A 15,600-nucleotide genomic window follows, 5' to 3' on the forward strand; every position below is an offset into this window, starting at 1 on the left:
CCAACTGACCCTCTTTAATAAAAGCCAGTAAATGTTAATTGCTGGCTTTTTTATTTGAAAAAATCGAGTCTCAAATCGCTTAGCGGTGTTTGTCCTTTCTAGACGATAAAACAGAGTACGATAAATTAGTTGAGTAAAGCTTAGCTAGGCGTTAAGTTTTGCGTTTTGCTTTAAATGTTCAACAAACATAGATATTTTCTTAGCTACATGTTTTCTTGACGAGTAAAAGGCGTAAAGTACTAAATCCTCAGGTTCGTACTCTAGAGTGACGATTTCTAGCTCACCATTTTTGATCTCATTTTGGCATGACTCAATTGGCAATATTGCGTATCCAAGCCCTGATAACGCGCCATATCTGGCGAGATGACCGCTGTTTACTTTGAATGAAGATTGCACAGTTTGAGTAATATGGCCCCCAGCAGGGTTTCTGAATACCCATGGTGCACCATTTACTGCGGTAAGCGTCGTGATGCAGGGAACATGACTTAGATCCGTAATTTTGTAAGGGGGGGCGTATTTCTCAATTAGTTGAGGCGCGGCTAAAATGGCACTGGGCCAGCGTTTTATCTCTCTCGCCACCCAGTTACTGTCTGACAAAGTACCTCTGTGAAAACTCAATATTATATCAAAGCCATCGATAGCATCGCCTTTAGGGGCGAGCGTTGTATCACAATGCAAAGAGATTGCTGGATATTGATTGCAAAAGGAAACAATAGCTTTTGCCAGTACAGGTGTGTCTGGCATAAGAATTCGCAGTTCCCCTGTTACCGTGTGCGAGTGGCGCGTTACAGTTTCTAGTGCGGCGTTGAGTTGCTCCAATAACGGACGAGTGCTGCTATAGAGCTCTTCTCCAGCCTCGGTAGGCGTCATTCGCCTTGTTGTTCTATTGAACAACCTAATGTTTAACTTTTCTTCAAGCAGGGCAATGTGTCGGCTGACATTTGATGTTGGTATGTTCAAACACTCAGCGGCTCGCTTAAAGCTGTTGTTCTCATAAACACAGTGAAAACTTTTTAACCAGATTTGGTCAACGTTATCAAACATTTCATTATCCCACTTTATTGGATTATCAAGCCAGCATATCGCACTTTATCCCTGTACTAAGTTACATACAATTTTATTTACAAGTTTAAGCGAACAAACAACGAGATATCGCGCTAGAACGTAATCAATAGTGGTGAATTTATGAGCTGGTTAGAACGGTTATTTGAGAATAAAAATATAATAGGTTCGCGCAAAGCGTCTATCCCTGAGGGCGTTTGGACAAAGTGTCCTGAGTGTGAACAAATACTTTATCGTGCCGCGTTAAAAGAAAATTTGGAAGTATGCCCTAAATGCTCATATCACATGAGAATGGCTGCGCGTCAAAGGTTGATCTCTTTTCTGGACCATGGAACACAACAAGAGTTGGCAAGTGAGTTGGAGCCACAAGATATTTTGGGTTTTAAAGACTTAAAGCGATATAAAGAGCGAATTGCTTTAGCACAGAAAACGACTGGAGAAAAAGATGCGTTGGTGGTGATGGAGGGCAAGTTATTGGGGCTGCCTGTTGTTGCGTGTGCATTCGAATTCTCTTTCATGGCAGGCTCGATGGGCGCAGTGGTTGGCGAGAAGTTTGTCCGAGCAGTTGAAAGCGCAATTAATACAAAATCTGGGTTAGTATGTTTTTCCGCTTGCGGAGGGGCGCGCATGCAAGAGTCTTTGGTGGCACTCATGCAAATGTCAAAAACCAGCGCCGCGTTAAACCACTTATCTGAGCACAGATTACCCTATATCTCAGTATTGACGGACCAAACTTATGGTGGCGTCTCGGCGAGTTTAGCGATGTTAGGAGACATCAATATTGGTGAACCTAAAGCAAGTATTGGCTTTGCGGGAAGACGGGTCATTGAGCAAACGGTACGTGAAAAGCTACCAGACGAGTTTCAGCGAAGTGAATTTTTACTAGCGCATGGTGCGCTAGATATGATTGTCGATAGACGTGAAATGCGCGATCGCGTTGGCCGCTTACTGGCTAAGTTAACCAACGCGAGGGTGGTCTCAGAATAGGTTGTATTAAAGTTAGACTTAGTACTTGCGTTTATTGAGCCGTAATCATTACAAACCGTTCATTTTGCCCCCATCTTGGTTCTGCATTCATTAGGCTGAGATCCAACGCCGTTTGGTATGGGTCAACAGCAAAATGGTCGCTTACTAACCCCCAGAGCATCCAGTTGATTGCGGTTTCATTCTCGGTAAGCTCTTCGAGTGGCGCTTGGAGGAAAAAGTACTCATCTTCGCCATCGTAACCGAGCCGATCATAGATAATGTTGCGTAGCTCTCGATCCAAATCATGTTGGAGGTTGATTGAGTTGTACAGTTGCTCTTCTGTTGGGCCATTCTCATGGTGATAAACATTGCGTTTTGACTCTTTGTGTAAAGTACCTGCGCCAGTTTCAATGCTTACTTTCTTTTGCGAGTGTTGCTCAAGAACTTGAATGATTTCATCCTCTAGTTGATCGAGTTTACTCAGCAAAACTTGATTGTTTATGTCACCAGCGGGGGAGGCCATCATTTGGAAGGCTTTCACTCTCTCGTAGACTACTTTCCCGTGAGGAAGGGCTGCAAAACACTGTTCTCGGAGCGTTTCATTGGCTTGCCAAATGCCCGAGTAGAGCTCGTAATCATGTGTATATGGTGGAAGCTCTTCAGTATCTTCCCCTAATAATTCTCGCCAGCGCTTTTGCCACTGTTCTTCTTTTGCGTTTTTTACACGCGCGTATTGCTTAACCCAGCGGTTACGAAGTTTTACCCCAAAAATGGCAAGTCCCCATGGAGTGAGCAAATAAAAATAATAGTGAGAAGAGTTATCCCAAAAGTAACCGTAAACGTAAACACCAAAAGCAAGCACCCAAGTTCCAATAGTACAAGCAATAACCCCGGACATTATTGATGATTGGCGCTTTGTTTCTCTTAATGTATTACCTTCAGCACATAACCAAAAAATGCCGCCAAAAACAAAGGCAAATGTTGTCATGAAGTAGGCAATCCCCGTTCCCAAAAATCCCCAAAGTGACATGTATTATCCCTAGCCAAATATCTGCTTTATTCACTCATCAATGACTCGAGGAGTAAATGTGTTTGATTTGGCGGAGAATTTACCATTAATGCCAACCTTTTGATATGCACTCGATGACTTATTGGGAATGAGTCACAAATAAAAATAGATGGTATCAAGCATCAAAATTTAATTTAGAACCTTTGATTGTCGTGAACTCTATCTGGAAGAGTTAAGGGGGGCGTTTAAGGGCAATTTTCCTCATAAAGTCGTTATTTAGAAAAAGGTAAATTAATGTTTTTATTGATAATTGTGAGTTTTTGGGGAGTGGGATTGCTCCCATTTAATTAGAGTAAAAGACCTATTTTTGGGAGCGGTTTCATAAATTTTATGACACTGATTTCACTGTTTGAGCTGTAAAGAATATAAACCCCCACTCAATGTATGTTAATAATCAATGAGTGTTGTTATGTCTCATATCCGTTTTTTCCCGCGCCATCGTTTGGCGCTTGCTTGTATGCTAGCGAGTTTGTCTGGCTTCTCTTTTGCACAAAATCAGTGTGCTGTTGCTGATTTACAACAATCGCGAGATCTGGCTACTGCCGTTTCTGGTGCTGAGTATGATTGCTACCACGCATGGTTTTCAGCACCTTCAGAAACGCTGAATGATATCTATAGTGAAGCGAGCCTAAGCCGTATCCAAGTCGCGCTGGATCAAGAAATCGCTCGCTATCGTGGTGAAGCAGATCAAGCTCGTATTCTAGAGAACCTAGGCGAATTTATTCGAGCGGCCTACTACGTTCGCTACAACGCTGGTACTGGTACACCTGAGTTTTCGCAAGCGTTGAGTCAGCGTTTTGCTCAGTCGACGAACCTATTCCTAAACAACCCTCATGCTTTGGATCAAGGTCGTGAACAAGTTGGTGCAATGAAGAGCCTGACTTTGATGGTTGATAACGTTAAGCAGTTGCCGCTGACCATGGATAGCATGATGGCCGCGTTGATGCACTTTAATCGTGAAACCGCGCAGGACACGCAATGGGTTGATGGTTTAAACAACTTGTTCCGCTCTATGGCAGGCCATGCGGCGAACGATGCGTTCTACCGATACATGGCAAACAATACACACCATATTGATACGTTGGTGAAATTCGCATCTGATAATGCTTGGGCATTAGATACGGATGCAAGCTTTATCGTTTTCAATGCATTACGTGAAACTGGTCGTTTGCTCGCGAGCCCAGATCAGGAGACCAAACGCAAAGCATTGGCAGTAATGCAACAGGTGATGCAGCGTTATCCACTGGGTAGTGAGCATGACAAACTATGGCTTGCTGCCGTTGAAATGATGAGCTACTACGCACCAGAAGGCCTAAATGGTCTGAATATTGAGCAAGCCAAGCAAGATTTAGCTGCACGTGTAATGCCAAATCGCTTTGAATGTCAGGGACCTGCCATTATTCGCTCTGAGGATCTGACCGATGCTCAAGCAGCGAAAGCGTGTGAAGTGCTAGCGGCAAAAGAAGCCGACTTCCATCGAGTTGCGAATACGGGTAATCAACCTGTCGCTGATGATTTGAATGATCGTGTTGAAGTGGCGGTATTCGCGAGTAACACTAGTTACGTTGATTACTCTTCATTCCTATTTGGTAATACAACGGACAACGGTGGTCAGTACCTAGAAGGTGACCCTTCAAAAGCGGACAATACTGCGCGTTTCGTCGCTTATCGCTACGCGAATGGTGAAGATCTCTCTATCTTGAACCTAGAACATGAATACACGCACTATTTAGATGCACGATTTAACCAATACGGTTCGTTCAGCGATAACTTGGCTCATGGTCATATTGTTTGGTGGCTAGAAGGTTTTGCTGAATACATGCATTACAAGCAAGGTTACCAAGCTGCGATTGAGCTGATTGCAGATGGTAAACTGAGCCTTTCCACTGTGTTTGATACCACGTACTCTCACGATACCAATCGTATCTATCGTTGGGGTTATCTAGCTGTTCGATTCATGTTAGAAAATCATCCACAAGACGTCGAAAGCTTGTTGGCATTGTCGCGCTCTGGCCAGTTCGAACAATGGGCACAGCAGGTGACGTCTTTAGGTCAACAATACGATGCTGAGTTTGAACGTTGGTTGGACACATTAAAAGTGGAACCTGAGCAACCTGATACAGACCCAGAAGAGCCAACAGAACCAACAAGCCCTGAAGCACAAGTGACTGAATTGACGGCGAACCAAAGCCTTCAGCTCAGTGGCAAAGCATACAGCGAAAAACTGTTCTACGTTGATGTTCCAGCCAACACCGTTAACTTCAATGTATCTATTGAGGGTGCGGGTGATGCGGATCTTTACATGAGCTACAACAAAGTCGCGCATTACTATGATTTCGAAATGAGTCAATATGCTGATGGCAGCAATGAAGAGATTGTGTTTGAACCAGAGCAAGATGGTTACGTTAAAGCGGGTCGTTACTACATCAGCTTAACTGGACGTGATAGCTATGACTCAGTGAATCTTGTGGCTGCGTTAGAAGTGGAAGCGCAAACACCGCCAACCCAAGTGCAAGATGATTTAGCACCTGTGGTATTAGAGTCTGGTGAAGCCAAAATGCTTACCGTTCACAAGCAGCGTTATGCAGCAGTTTATGTGCCTGAAGGTGTTGAAGAGGTTCGTGTATGGCTAACGGCTCACTCTCAAACTGGTAATGTCGATCTATACGCGAGTAGGGAGCATTGGCCTACAGTAGAGCAGCACGAGTATGCGTCCAACTATGCAGGCAGCAATGAATACCTTGCGATTCCTGTTACTGAAGCAGGGTACGTGCACTTCGCTCTTCAGGCTCCAGAGCAAGGCGATGACGTTGAAATGCTAGTGCACTTCAACTAAACAGGTTCGATTAACTAAAGTCGAGATAAAACGTCGCTGATACAGCGACGTTTTTGTTTATATCGGACACGATTATAAACAAACAGCGGCGAATGCTAGTTAATCGGCTGATCTATCGAGTTATCAGTTGCCCTTTTTCTAAACGGCTTTAGGTTTGTATTGCAATTTACCGCGCACATAAACTTTTTTAGCGACGCGTTCTGTGACCTAGCTTCTGATTTGTGCTTCCCAAATGGATACAATATTTATGCACCCCGTGCAATAAAGTGAAAAGGGAAAGACATGAAAACGCTTATTTATGAAACGTTGATTAGCCTTGCTAACCAAGAACCAGAACAACATGCAAGAATCCGACAAAATCTCTATGAACAGTTGGATCTGCCGTTCGATAAGCAGCTGGCTTTGTATTCTTGTGCCCTTGGTCCTGCAAGTTCAGGCAAGTTGGAGAGCAGTCAAGGCATTAACAACGCGGTAGATTGCGCGGTTAAACTGCTTGAAACTCCTGAGCGCTAATTCACTCGTTGTTTTAATCACGGCCCGAACCCCAAGGGCCGTTTTTAATTGCGGTTAAATTGATTTCAACGTCGTTATTACTCTGCTCTTTCCGCTAGCACTTCTTTGAATGCAAACATGCCGTTTAATGCCGCGGGAAAACCTGCGTAGACGGACATCTGCAAAATGATCTCTTTAATCTCATCCTCGCTACAGCCTACATTCAGCGCTGCATTTAAGTGCACTTTTAGTTGCGGCGCGCAATCCCCCATTGCCGTTAGCGCGGCGACGGTTGCGATTTCTCTCGATTTTAGGTCTAAGCCCGGGCGAGCATAAATATCGCCAAACGGATACTCAATGGTGTACTGAGCTAAATCTGGACAAATATCTTGTAAGGTTTCGATGACATTATGACCAGCGTCGCCATCAATTTGAGAGAGTAGTTCTAATCCTTTGTTAAAGCGTGATTGTTCCATCGGTATGTTCCTAGTGAATAAACGTAAACACACCTTAATCGTTAGAGTTAACTCTAAGTCAACGAACTTTTCCGCTTTTATACAAGGCAATTTTTTCTTCTAGAGCCGATAAGTGCTTTTTCTGTTGCTCAATGTGGCGTTTGAGGTTTTCTTGGTGTTGTTCTAACAGGGCTTGACGTTGTGGTACAGATTGAGAGCCGACTTCCCTTAATTTGGCATACTCTAGAATCTCTTCAAGTGGCATTGCAGTTTCTTTTAAACGCTTAACAAAGCTTATCCAGTTTAGATCTTTCGAACTATACATTCGATGTCCACTCGCGTTTCTATGGACATGTTTAAGTAAACCGATTTTTTCATAGTATCGAAGTGTATGAGCAGATAGCCCGACGAGGTCAGAAAATTCTTTGATATTCATTATTATCCTCCAAGGTAGAGCATACCCCATAGAGATAAGCTAAGTTTCGCATTTTGAAGTCATTTCGGGACAGATACAAACAGAAATCTTTAGTCTTTTAACGCTAGGTATGGTGATTTACTGGATTTTTGAAACGCGCCAAACGTGATCCATCTGCCAGTTTCGTTTTATTAACAATTGATTACTCAACGGGTTGGCTTGGCTATTTTTATCCTTTGGGCCTATTTTAGGGCGTACATAGGTCTTATGTTCTATCTTTTTAAATTTAAGTTTTTGTTAATCAAAACAATGCCTTAGTTTTGTTTTGGTCTGTTCGGGTTGTATGTCGTGTGCCCGTTATTCACTCAGAACGATTTATCGCTGTGCAATGGATGAGTCGCTACGCCTTCGATTTCAGCCTTGAGTTAGTGCTAAAAGGGTGAGTGCCTCTGATGAATAGCTTTTATAATTTCGATTATTGAATTCACTCACAAAAAAATGCAAACAAGTAATCGTGAGTGGAAACGAGCAGGAGAACAACATGAGTGGCTCACAGGAAACACAATCATTCGGTGCAAACGTTATCTTACATGCGTTTGATTGGAAGTATGCTGACATTGCCCAACGAGCAAAAGAAATCCGCGAGCTTGGTTATGGCTCTGTGTTGGTTTCGCCACCAATGAAAAGCGCACACGATGAGCGCTGGTGGCAGCGTTATCAACCACAAGATTATCGTGTTATCGATAATGCTTTGGGTGATACCAAAGATTTTATTCATATGGTTCGTGAACTGGAGCAAGTTGGTGTGTGGGTTTATGCCGACGTAGTGTTTAACCATATGGCAAATGAGGCCCACCTTCGCAGAGACCTTCAGTACCCAAGACAAGAGGTCTTGGAGGAATACCAGAACAACAAACAGAAATATCAGTCGCTAGCGTTGTTTGGCGATCTATCTCAACCACTTTTTGATGAAGAGGACTTTGTTGAAGCATTCGGCATCAAAGACTGGAAAGATAAGTGGCAGGTTCAAAACGGACGTATCACAGGTGGACCAACCGATCCTGGCTTGCCAACTCTTCGTGTTTGTGACCATGTCGTTGAGCAGCAGCGAGCGTACCTAAAGGCGCTGAAAGCTATTGGTGTGAAAGGTTTTCGTATTGACGCTGCGAAACACATGACGTTAGAGCATCTTAAGCGTGTTTGGACAGACGACATCACGCGGGATGTGCATATATTTGGTGAAATTATTACCGATGGCGGTGCGACTGAAGAAGAGTATCAGCTGTTTCTTGAGCCGTATCTACAGGAAACTCGCCTAGGTGCGTACGATTTCCCTTTGTTCTCAACCATGTTTAAGGCGTTTGCTAAAAAGGGCAGCTTCAAGTCTCTGATTGATCCCTATTGTTTTGGTCAGGCTTTGTCCCCCGGTCGTGCGATTACATTTGCTATCACACATGATATTCCTAACAATGATGTCTTTCTTGATCTCATCATGGACGAGGAAAACGAATGGTTAGCTTATGCCTATATTCTAGGCCGAGATGGCGGTGTGCCGTTGATTTATACCGACTTAAACACCAGCGGTATTAAAGGTAAAAATGGTCAGCCAAGGTGGCAAGGTGCATGGAGCGACCCGAGAATGACAAAAATGATCCAGTTCCATAATATGACGCATGGCGAGCCGATGAGTGTTCTTGAAGGTAACGATGACATGCTCGTACTTAAGCGAGGTGACAAAGGTATTGTGGTGCTTAATAAATCACAGCGTCAACAGTCTTTGACATTAAAAACGGATGGCAATTGGGTTGATTTGATGACAGAACAAATCATTCCAACTGACGGTAAGTTAATCGTACCATCTAAGTCGTCGATGTTACTTGTCGCGAACTAGAAGATGTACACACCGAGCTTAGCAACTTCGGTGTGTATGTTTTTCATCGTCATTCACGTTCTGCTGAAGTTCAATAGAAACTCAAACTCTCTCGTTTTTGCTAGAAATTTATGAGCACTCGTTAACGCAACATTCTGCTTTTAAAAAACCAATTACGTCATCTAAGCACTGATACTCTGCAACACAAAAAAGGGTTCTACCCTCGCGGCGCTGGGTGAGAAGACCAGCTGAAGCAAGGCTCGAGATATGATGAGAGAGAGTGGATGCTGGAATGCCAAGCTTTTCTTGTACGCCGCCTACCGCGATACCTTTGTATCCCGCTTTGACGACTTCTTTGTAAATACTTAAACGAGTCGGATGCCCTAACTCTTTTAGTGCTTTAGCAACGGCTTCAAGCTCCATACTGACCTCTAAAGAATGACCACAGTAATTTTGTTTCGATAATAGGGAAAGTCTCGGTAAATGCCAACTATTACGATCTCAGAACAGTTTAAATCAGATGAGATTCATACTGGCTCATGCCTTCATGACAACAATTGTCTGTTCTAATGAGACAGATCAATCTTCATTATTATTTCACGCCACGTTCAAAATCCCTCGTCTACACTCAATGTTGAGTTGTCAGTTGGCAGACCAAGGAGGCGGCCATGATTGCGGTTCATAGAGATTATTGTTTGTCTAACAGTTCGGAGTTACATGCCCACGTTAAAGTCAACCCTGTTGGTAAATTAGAAGTTGAGATTGTTGAACTTCAAGAGCGCCACACCACAGAGTTTGATGATTTGTCTTTTGAGAGTCGTGGGTGTGAAACTCGAATCTGTGGTAAAGAAGACACAACTCCGTGGCAGTTCAATCTTGCAGTTACTGATGCGTTAGAGCTTTCTCATTTAGTGGAAGAAGCAAACGAAGAGTATGAGATTTTAATGAATGATCTTATGTAATATCGAGAAGATCATTTTATTCTGCACGGCGTGTGGCTCTGTACTGAAAAAATAAAAACCTCCCAAGCGGGAGGTTTTTAATATGGAGTGCGTTATCGTTGGATAGGCTCTTCTCTTGGTGGTGTTAGCTCTTGGACGTTATCTTCATTAAAGTCATCGGCGTAACCTTTAGGTGGCGGTGTCCAACCACGTTCTGACCGCGATAGTTTGTCATGACGATCTTTTTGCATCTCTTCCGCCATTTTCTCCTCTAACTGAATAAACAGTTGTCGGAAATTGTTGTCATAGCGTTCACCTTCAGAATCATCTTCCCAAGCTTTGTAAAGTATTTCTGACTTACGTGCTTCAACACGCTTATATGTCGCCTTCTGTTGTTCAACAAAGAAGGGGTGAATGCCAAGGGCTTTCATTGTGTGACCGCCCATCTCCAATGCAGAATGGTAGGTCTCTGATTCAATAATATCAGCCCCCGCTTGACGCAAAAGATAGCCATGTCCACGGTCAAAGGCACGTGCAATCACTGTTACTTTTGGGTACGTGTGCTTAACGTACTTCACCAGTTCTACACTCGATTCTTGGTTATCAATCGCCACAACCAACGCAGCGGCGTGCTCAATGCCGGCTGTATGTAGCATATCTGGTCGAGTCGCGTCGCCAAAATAGGCGCGAGTGCCAATCTGGCGCATGTTATCGACTTGGTCAGATTGATGGTCAAGTACCACGGTAGTCACGCCGTTTGATACCAATAGGCGATTCACTATTTGTCCAAAGCGGCCGATGCCGGCGATGATCACCGTGCCTGTTTCCTCAATCGTATCGCTTTCGCGTTCATTTGACTGGCTTTCAAAGCGCGGCAGAATCACTCTATCAAACAGAATAAACAAACCTGGTGTCAGGAACATCGAAATCGCAACCACTAACGCAAGAGTTTGTGAAAGTTCAAATGGGATGACGTGGTTTTGCACTGAAAAGCTTAGAAGTACAAAGCCGAATTCACCTGCTTGAGCCAAGCTTAGGGTAAACAGCCAGCGGTTGCTGCCTTTCACCCTAAATATCAGTGCAAGAATAAACAGCACCAAGGCTTTCAAAACCATCACGCCAATGGTCAATGCCATGACCAACCAGAAATCACCAAAAAGGACCGAGAAGTTGATCCCTGCGCCAACGGTAATAAAGAACAGACCTAACAATAGGCCTTTAAATGGTTCGATATTGGATTCTAACTCGTGGCGGAATTCACTGTTCGCCAATACAACGCCAGCCAAGAAGGTTCCTAAGGCAGGAGATAAGCCCACTAAACTCATCAGTGCAGCGATACCAATGACAAGCATGAGTGCAGTTGCGGTAAAGATTTCTCGCAAACCAGAGCTAGCCACATAATTGAGCAGCGGTCGACTTAAAAAGTGTCCACCAACGACGACGATTGCTATCGATGCTGTGATTACGATGCCGTATGCCCAGCCTGGCAACCCCGCAACGAGGCTTAATTCTTCATGGTGCGCTGCGGCTGTTTGTGCTGCGGACTGTGCCTGTTCAATTAATTCAGGTAAGGCCAATAGGGGAATGAACGCCAACATTGGTATCACTGCAATATCTTGAAAAAGCAACACGGAGAAAGCGTTTTGTCCACCTTCCGTCTTCGTTAATCCTTTTTCGCTAAAAGTTTGCAAAACAATCGCAGTAGAAGAGAGGGCGAAGATCAAACCTATGGCTAAGGCTATGGTCCAAGGCTGGTCAAAGTATAAGGCAATACCCATAATCGCCGCGACGGTACCGCCGACTTGCAGACCTCCTAAGCCCATTAAGCGATTGCGCATCGCCCACAACATTTTGGGTTCGAGCTCTAAGCCAACGAGAAACAGCATCATCACCACGCCAAACTCGGCAAAGTGCTGGATTGTTGTTGTTTCTTCACCGACTAAACCGATAATTGGGCCAATAACCACACCTGCGATGAGATAGCCTAAAACGGACCCAAGTCCCAAACGCTTAGCAAGTGGGACTGCAATTACAGCAGCAATCAAATATACGAAGGCTTGTAAGAATATCCCTGTCATGAAGCCTCCTTAATGAGCTCTGGCAATGCGCTGTTAAGCTTGATTAATGACGCCGCAGCTTCAACATCCAACCTATCTTCGACTAAAGCTGTTAGCAGGCTCTTGTACCGCTCAACATGACGAGGGATTCGCCCTTCTTCATCTGCTGTACGTGCGCCAAACATCGCGAGAGGGGCAATGTAGTTCATGCCGGTCAGTGCGGACATTTGTTCAATAGGCGCAAGCAGTTGACGAATCGTAAAGTGGTTGTAGCCCTCTGCCTTATAAGCTTCTTCTTTGCCCCCTGCAGACAGCACACAAAGCATGGTCTTGCCTTGCAGTGCTGTGCCATCTGTACCGTAAGCAAAGCCATATTCCAAAACCAGATCTTGCCACTCTTTTAAAATCGCAGGCGTTGAATACCAATATAGTGGGAATTGGAAAATCACCACGTCATGCTCACGTAAGCGTTGCTGCTCACGGTCGATATTAATATCGAAACGAGGGTATTCGCCATAGAGATCAACACATGTCACGCCTTCAATTTTTTGAGCTTCTTTGAAAAGTGGAGTATTCACTTCTGAACGATGCTGGGAAGGATGAGCAAAGAGAATGAGTACTTTTTTATTTGCCATAGGGATCCTTGCTATCTAAATAACCATGCCCAGTAGGAGCGCGGGTTGGTTAGAAAATGTAACTCATAAATGATCACCAAGCTAGTTTGGAAAACTGTTTAAGCTGTTTCAATATCAATAAAAAACCACCAAATAGATTGGTGGTTTTGGGAAGCGTTACGTTTTACTAATCATGAATAGGGACGACTAGAATATCCACCGGTGACTTGTTAATTAAGTGTCTGGAGTAAGAAATAATCTTGCTCCAGAAATCTTGGTGGTGACCACATATCAGAAGATCCACTTCTTGCTCTTTAATGGTGACCTCTAATTTATCAGCCAAGTCGCCAGTACCTACGAAGAAATGTTTAAGTGGGTAATCCATGTAATCACTAAATGTTTTTAAACATTCCATTGAATGCTCATTCAACGGCCTTTGATCCGGGTTTTCTTTAATGTCTACAAGCTCACGATAGATTTCTCCGTGCGTACCATCAATATGAATAAAGGAGATATCGGAGTCGAGATAGTTTGCCATTGATACCGCTCTGTCGATAAGCACGGTGCTTTCATCTGACAGTTCGAGTGCAACAAGGATATGTTTGTATTTCATAACCACGCCCTTATGTGGATTATCTTTACCCTAAGCATAGTATGGCTTGGATAAAAATTGTGTTGCTAAGATCTCGAAATTGTTCAAAGACTTGTTAAAAAGTTAATGTGATATAACAACTTACTGTGAAACTTTCTTTTTGTTCGCATTTGGTTAGAAAGCTTGCTTTTTGAACAAAAAAGCGGCTACACTTTGGGCATCATTTCTCTAGGAGATTACGCCAACATGAAGAACTAAACCTGTCATCCATATTTTTACTTATTTTTTGGATCTGCAGGGGTAGTAGGCGTAGCTCACTTTCCGATATTTCTTTGCAACAAGACGACTTTTTGATTTGACGTATATCGTCGAGCTTTACATAGAGCTTAATGCGTTTGTGCACGCGTTTTGTTGCAATTTCAAATCATAGCTACGGCTGTTGTCCCTGTCATACAGGAGGCAAATTATGCCAGTTTTACAAGCTTTTAATGTTAGCCATCAGTTTGATAATGGCGATACGCTATTCCAGTCTATTTCTTGTTCCATGACTAAACGACGTGTTGGTTTGGTTGGGCGCAATGGCATCGGCAAGTCGCTTTTGGCTTCCATTTTAGCGGGAGAAACTCAGCCTGCCAGCGGTGTTGTGACTGCTCCCTCTTCTTTCATGATGTATCGCCAGCAGCCGTCTGATCTGCTTTCAGGTCAGCAATCGATCGCCCAGTTTCTGGGCAAAGATGCGGTCTTGCATGCTTTAAAGCAGATTGAACAAGGTGATGTTTCTGAACATTGGTTCGAACTGGTTGGCGAGCAGTGGGATATTGAATTAAAACTCAAACAGCAGCTCGCTGCGATGGGATTACCGCAAGACCCTGATTTCTCTTGTGCTCGGCTCAGTGGTGGTCAGTCGGCACGTTTGCAGCTATGGCAGTTGTTTGAAAACGAAACGGAGCTTTTGATTCTCGATGAACCATCCAATCACCTCGATACCGAGGCGAAACAATGGCTGATAGAGTCTATGACGCATTTCAGCGGCGCGATTTTACTCATCAGTCACGATCGTGAGCTGCTGCGAGAGATGGAGGAAATTTGGGAGCTATCGGGCCTAGGTTTCCAGGCTTTTGGTGGAAATTACGATGTGTACGCCGAGAAAAAACGCACTGAACTGCAAGCGGTCGAGAGGCAGTTAGCGCAAGTCGATAAACAGAAAAAACGGTTAGCCGAGCAAGCCCAGAAAAATCGCGAAAAAGCAGACCAACGCGCCGCGCAAGGGAACAAACTGCGCAAAGACGGCAGTCAGCCCAAAATTTTGCTTGATGGAAAAAAGGATAGCGCGACCGCCAGTGCCTCAAATCGCAATAAGAATGAGCAACTCAGACAAGCGCATTTACAAGCCAAAGAACAGGCGTTGCAATCGCGACATGAGCAGCTCAAGGCGCAAAAGTTTTATCTTACAGATAATCCGAACCGTTCGCGAAAAGTATTGTCGATACAAGAAGGTATATTACCTTTTGGGAATTCTACACCTATCACGTTGCAGATTTTTGCGAACGACAAAGTCCATCTCAAAGGGAAAAATGGCTGCGGAAAATCAACCTTGTTAAAGGCATTGCTTGGCGAGTTATCGTTGCAGAGTGGTGAGTTGCAAGTGAATACGCCTTTGTATTATCTCGACCAACATTTTGGCGCAGTGAATCCAAATCTTTCGTTACTTGAAAACGTAATGGAGAGCTGCCAAGAGATGACGGAAAGTGAAGCGAGGACCTTATTGGCCGGGATCGGTTTTCGTCGAGATGCTGTGTTTCGGTTGGGGCGCCTACTGAGCGGTGGCGAGAAGATGAAGCTCGCGATGCTGATAGTCAGCCACCAAAATTCTCAGCCTTTGCTGCTGCTTGATGAACCAGATAACCATCTCGACCTCGAGTCAAAAATAATGCTTAGTCAGGCGTTAAACACATACAAAGGTGGATTTGTTCTGATTAGTCACGACCAAGATTTCGCTTCTGAGTCTGGGGTTTTGCGTCAAATTGAACTGACTTAGACGAAAGAGAGTAAACGCCATCGTAGCTCTTAAGTATTGCTCCTAAGCTCTACACCGCCACTTACCGATATGTAGAATTCGCAGGAAATGAGGGAGTTAGGATGGCTTTCACAACTCGTTTAATGAAATTAGATTCATTTTGTCGATATATAGTAGAGTTCTGATGTATTGCACAAAAAGACAACAGAAAAAT

At 44.0% G+C, this 15,600-nt stretch carries 14 protein-coding genes; 6 read left to right on the top strand and 8 right to left on the bottom strand.

Annotated features, from left to right (window positions below):
- Window positions 1-144: 144 nt before the first annotated feature.
- Window positions 145-1,044 (bottom strand): LysR family transcriptional regulator, encoded by a 900-nt coding sequence (locus tag R7035_RS12890; RefSeq protein ID WP_017821535.1) that lies wholly within the window; start codon window positions 1,042-1,044, stop codon window positions 145-147.
- Between the two features lie 141 nt (window positions 1,045-1,185).
- Between R7035_RS12890 and accD the strand changes: the two genes are divergently transcribed.
- Window positions 1,186-2,049: an acetyl-CoA carboxylase, carboxyltransferase subunit beta gene (gene accD / locus R7035_RS12895; protein ID WP_017821534.1), complete on the top strand. Its 864-nt coding sequence runs from the start codon at window positions 1,186-1,188 to the stop codon at window positions 2,047-2,049.
- A 31-nt stretch (window positions 2,050-2,080) separates the two neighbouring features.
- Here the strand turns inward: accD and R7035_RS12900 are convergent, their stop codons facing one another.
- Window positions 2,081-3,058 carry a hypothetical protein gene (locus tag R7035_RS12900; RefSeq protein ID WP_149191601.1) on the bottom strand — a complete coding sequence of 326 codons (978 nt, stop codon included), beginning with the start codon at window positions 3,056-3,058 and terminating at the stop codon, window positions 2,081-2,083.
- Window positions 3,059-3,506: 448 nt separating this feature from the next.
- Here R7035_RS12900 and R7035_RS12905 point away from each other — a divergent pair, with 448 nt between their 5' ends.
- Both R7035_RS12905 and R7035_RS12910 read left to right on the top strand, forming a co-directional pair.
- Window positions 3,507-5,933: a M9 family metallopeptidase gene (locus tag R7035_RS12905; RefSeq protein WP_318146157.1), complete on the top strand. Its 2,427-nt coding sequence runs from the start codon at window positions 3,507-3,509 to the stop codon at window positions 5,931-5,933.
- A 282-nt stretch (window positions 5,934-6,215) separates the two neighbouring features.
- Window positions 6,216-6,446, top strand: a complete 231-nt coding sequence (locus R7035_RS12910; RefSeq protein ID WP_005375384.1) for a PAS factor family protein — start codon at window positions 6,216-6,218, stop codon at window positions 6,444-6,446.
- A gap of 77 nt (window positions 6,447-6,523) precedes the next feature.
- On the opposite strand, the gene R7035_RS12915 is transcribed toward R7035_RS12910, so the two are convergent.
- Entirely contained in the window at window positions 6,524-6,901 is a 378-nt protein-coding gene (locus R7035_RS12915; protein WP_206970781.1) for a carboxymuconolactone decarboxylase family protein, read from the bottom strand.
- 58 nt (window positions 6,902-6,959) lie between these two features.
- A complete protein-coding gene (locus tag R7035_RS12920; protein WP_005375386.1) occupies window positions 6,960-7,316 on the bottom strand; it encodes a MerR family transcriptional regulator in 357 nt (118 codons plus the stop codon).
- A 520-nt stretch (window positions 7,317-7,836) separates the two neighbouring features.
- Here R7035_RS12920 and R7035_RS12925 point away from each other — a divergent pair.
- Window positions 7,837-9,186 (top strand): alpha-amylase family protein, encoded by a 1,350-nt coding sequence (locus R7035_RS12925; RefSeq protein ID WP_206970782.1) that lies wholly within the window; start codon window positions 7,837-7,839, stop codon window positions 9,184-9,186.
- Between the two features lie 108 nt (window positions 9,187-9,294).
- On the opposite strand, the gene R7035_RS12930 is transcribed toward R7035_RS12925, so the two are convergent.
- A complete protein-coding gene (locus tag R7035_RS12930; RefSeq protein WP_005375388.1) occupies window positions 9,295-9,588 on the bottom strand; it encodes an ArsR/SmtB family transcription factor in 294 nt (97 codons plus the stop codon).
- A gap of 245 nt (window positions 9,589-9,833) precedes the next feature.
- Here R7035_RS12930 and R7035_RS12935 point away from each other — a divergent pair, with 245 nt between their 5' ends.
- A complete protein-coding gene (locus R7035_RS12935; protein WP_005375389.1) occupies window positions 9,834-10,127 on the top strand; it encodes a hypothetical protein in 294 nt (97 codons plus the stop codon).
- A 92-nt stretch (window positions 10,128-10,219) separates the two neighbouring features.
- Here the strand turns inward: R7035_RS12935 and R7035_RS12940 are convergent, their stop codons facing one another.
- The 3 genes from R7035_RS12940 to R7035_RS12950 all read right to left on the bottom strand — a co-directional run bounded on the left by R7035_RS12940 (window position 10,220) and on the right by R7035_RS12950 (window position 13,390).
- Window positions 10,220-12,184, bottom strand: coding sequence for a monovalent cation:proton antiporter-2 (CPA2) family protein (locus tag R7035_RS12940; protein WP_005375390.1), 1,965 nt, complete (start codon window positions 12,182-12,184; stop codon window positions 10,220-10,222).
- Window positions 12,181-12,798 carry an NAD(P)H-dependent oxidoreductase gene (locus tag R7035_RS12945; protein ID WP_005375391.1) on the bottom strand — a complete coding sequence of 206 codons (618 nt, stop codon included), beginning with the start codon at window positions 12,796-12,798 and terminating at the stop codon, window positions 12,181-12,183. The genes R7035_RS12940 and R7035_RS12945 overlap by 4 nt, the downstream gene beginning before the upstream one ends.
- A gap of 166 nt (window positions 12,799-12,964) precedes the next feature.
- Window positions 12,965-13,390, bottom strand: a complete 426-nt coding sequence (locus R7035_RS12950) for a universal stress protein (protein ID WP_005375398.1) — start codon at window positions 13,388-13,390, stop codon at window positions 12,965-12,967.
- Window positions 13,391-13,835: 445 nt separating this feature from the next.
- Between R7035_RS12950 and R7035_RS12955 the strand changes: the two genes are divergently transcribed.
- Window positions 13,836-15,407, top strand: a complete 1,572-nt coding sequence (locus tag R7035_RS12955) for an ATP-binding cassette domain-containing protein (RefSeq protein ID WP_206970783.1) — start codon at window positions 13,836-13,838, stop codon at window positions 15,405-15,407.
- Window positions 15,408-15,600: the final 193 nt, after the last annotated feature.

Origin of the sequence: Vibrio sp. 1731 (assembly GCF_033339955.1) — a bacterium.
In the GTDB taxonomy this organism is placed as follows: domain Bacteria; phylum Pseudomonadota; class Gammaproteobacteria; order Enterobacterales; family Vibrionaceae; genus Vibrio; species Vibrio alginolyticus.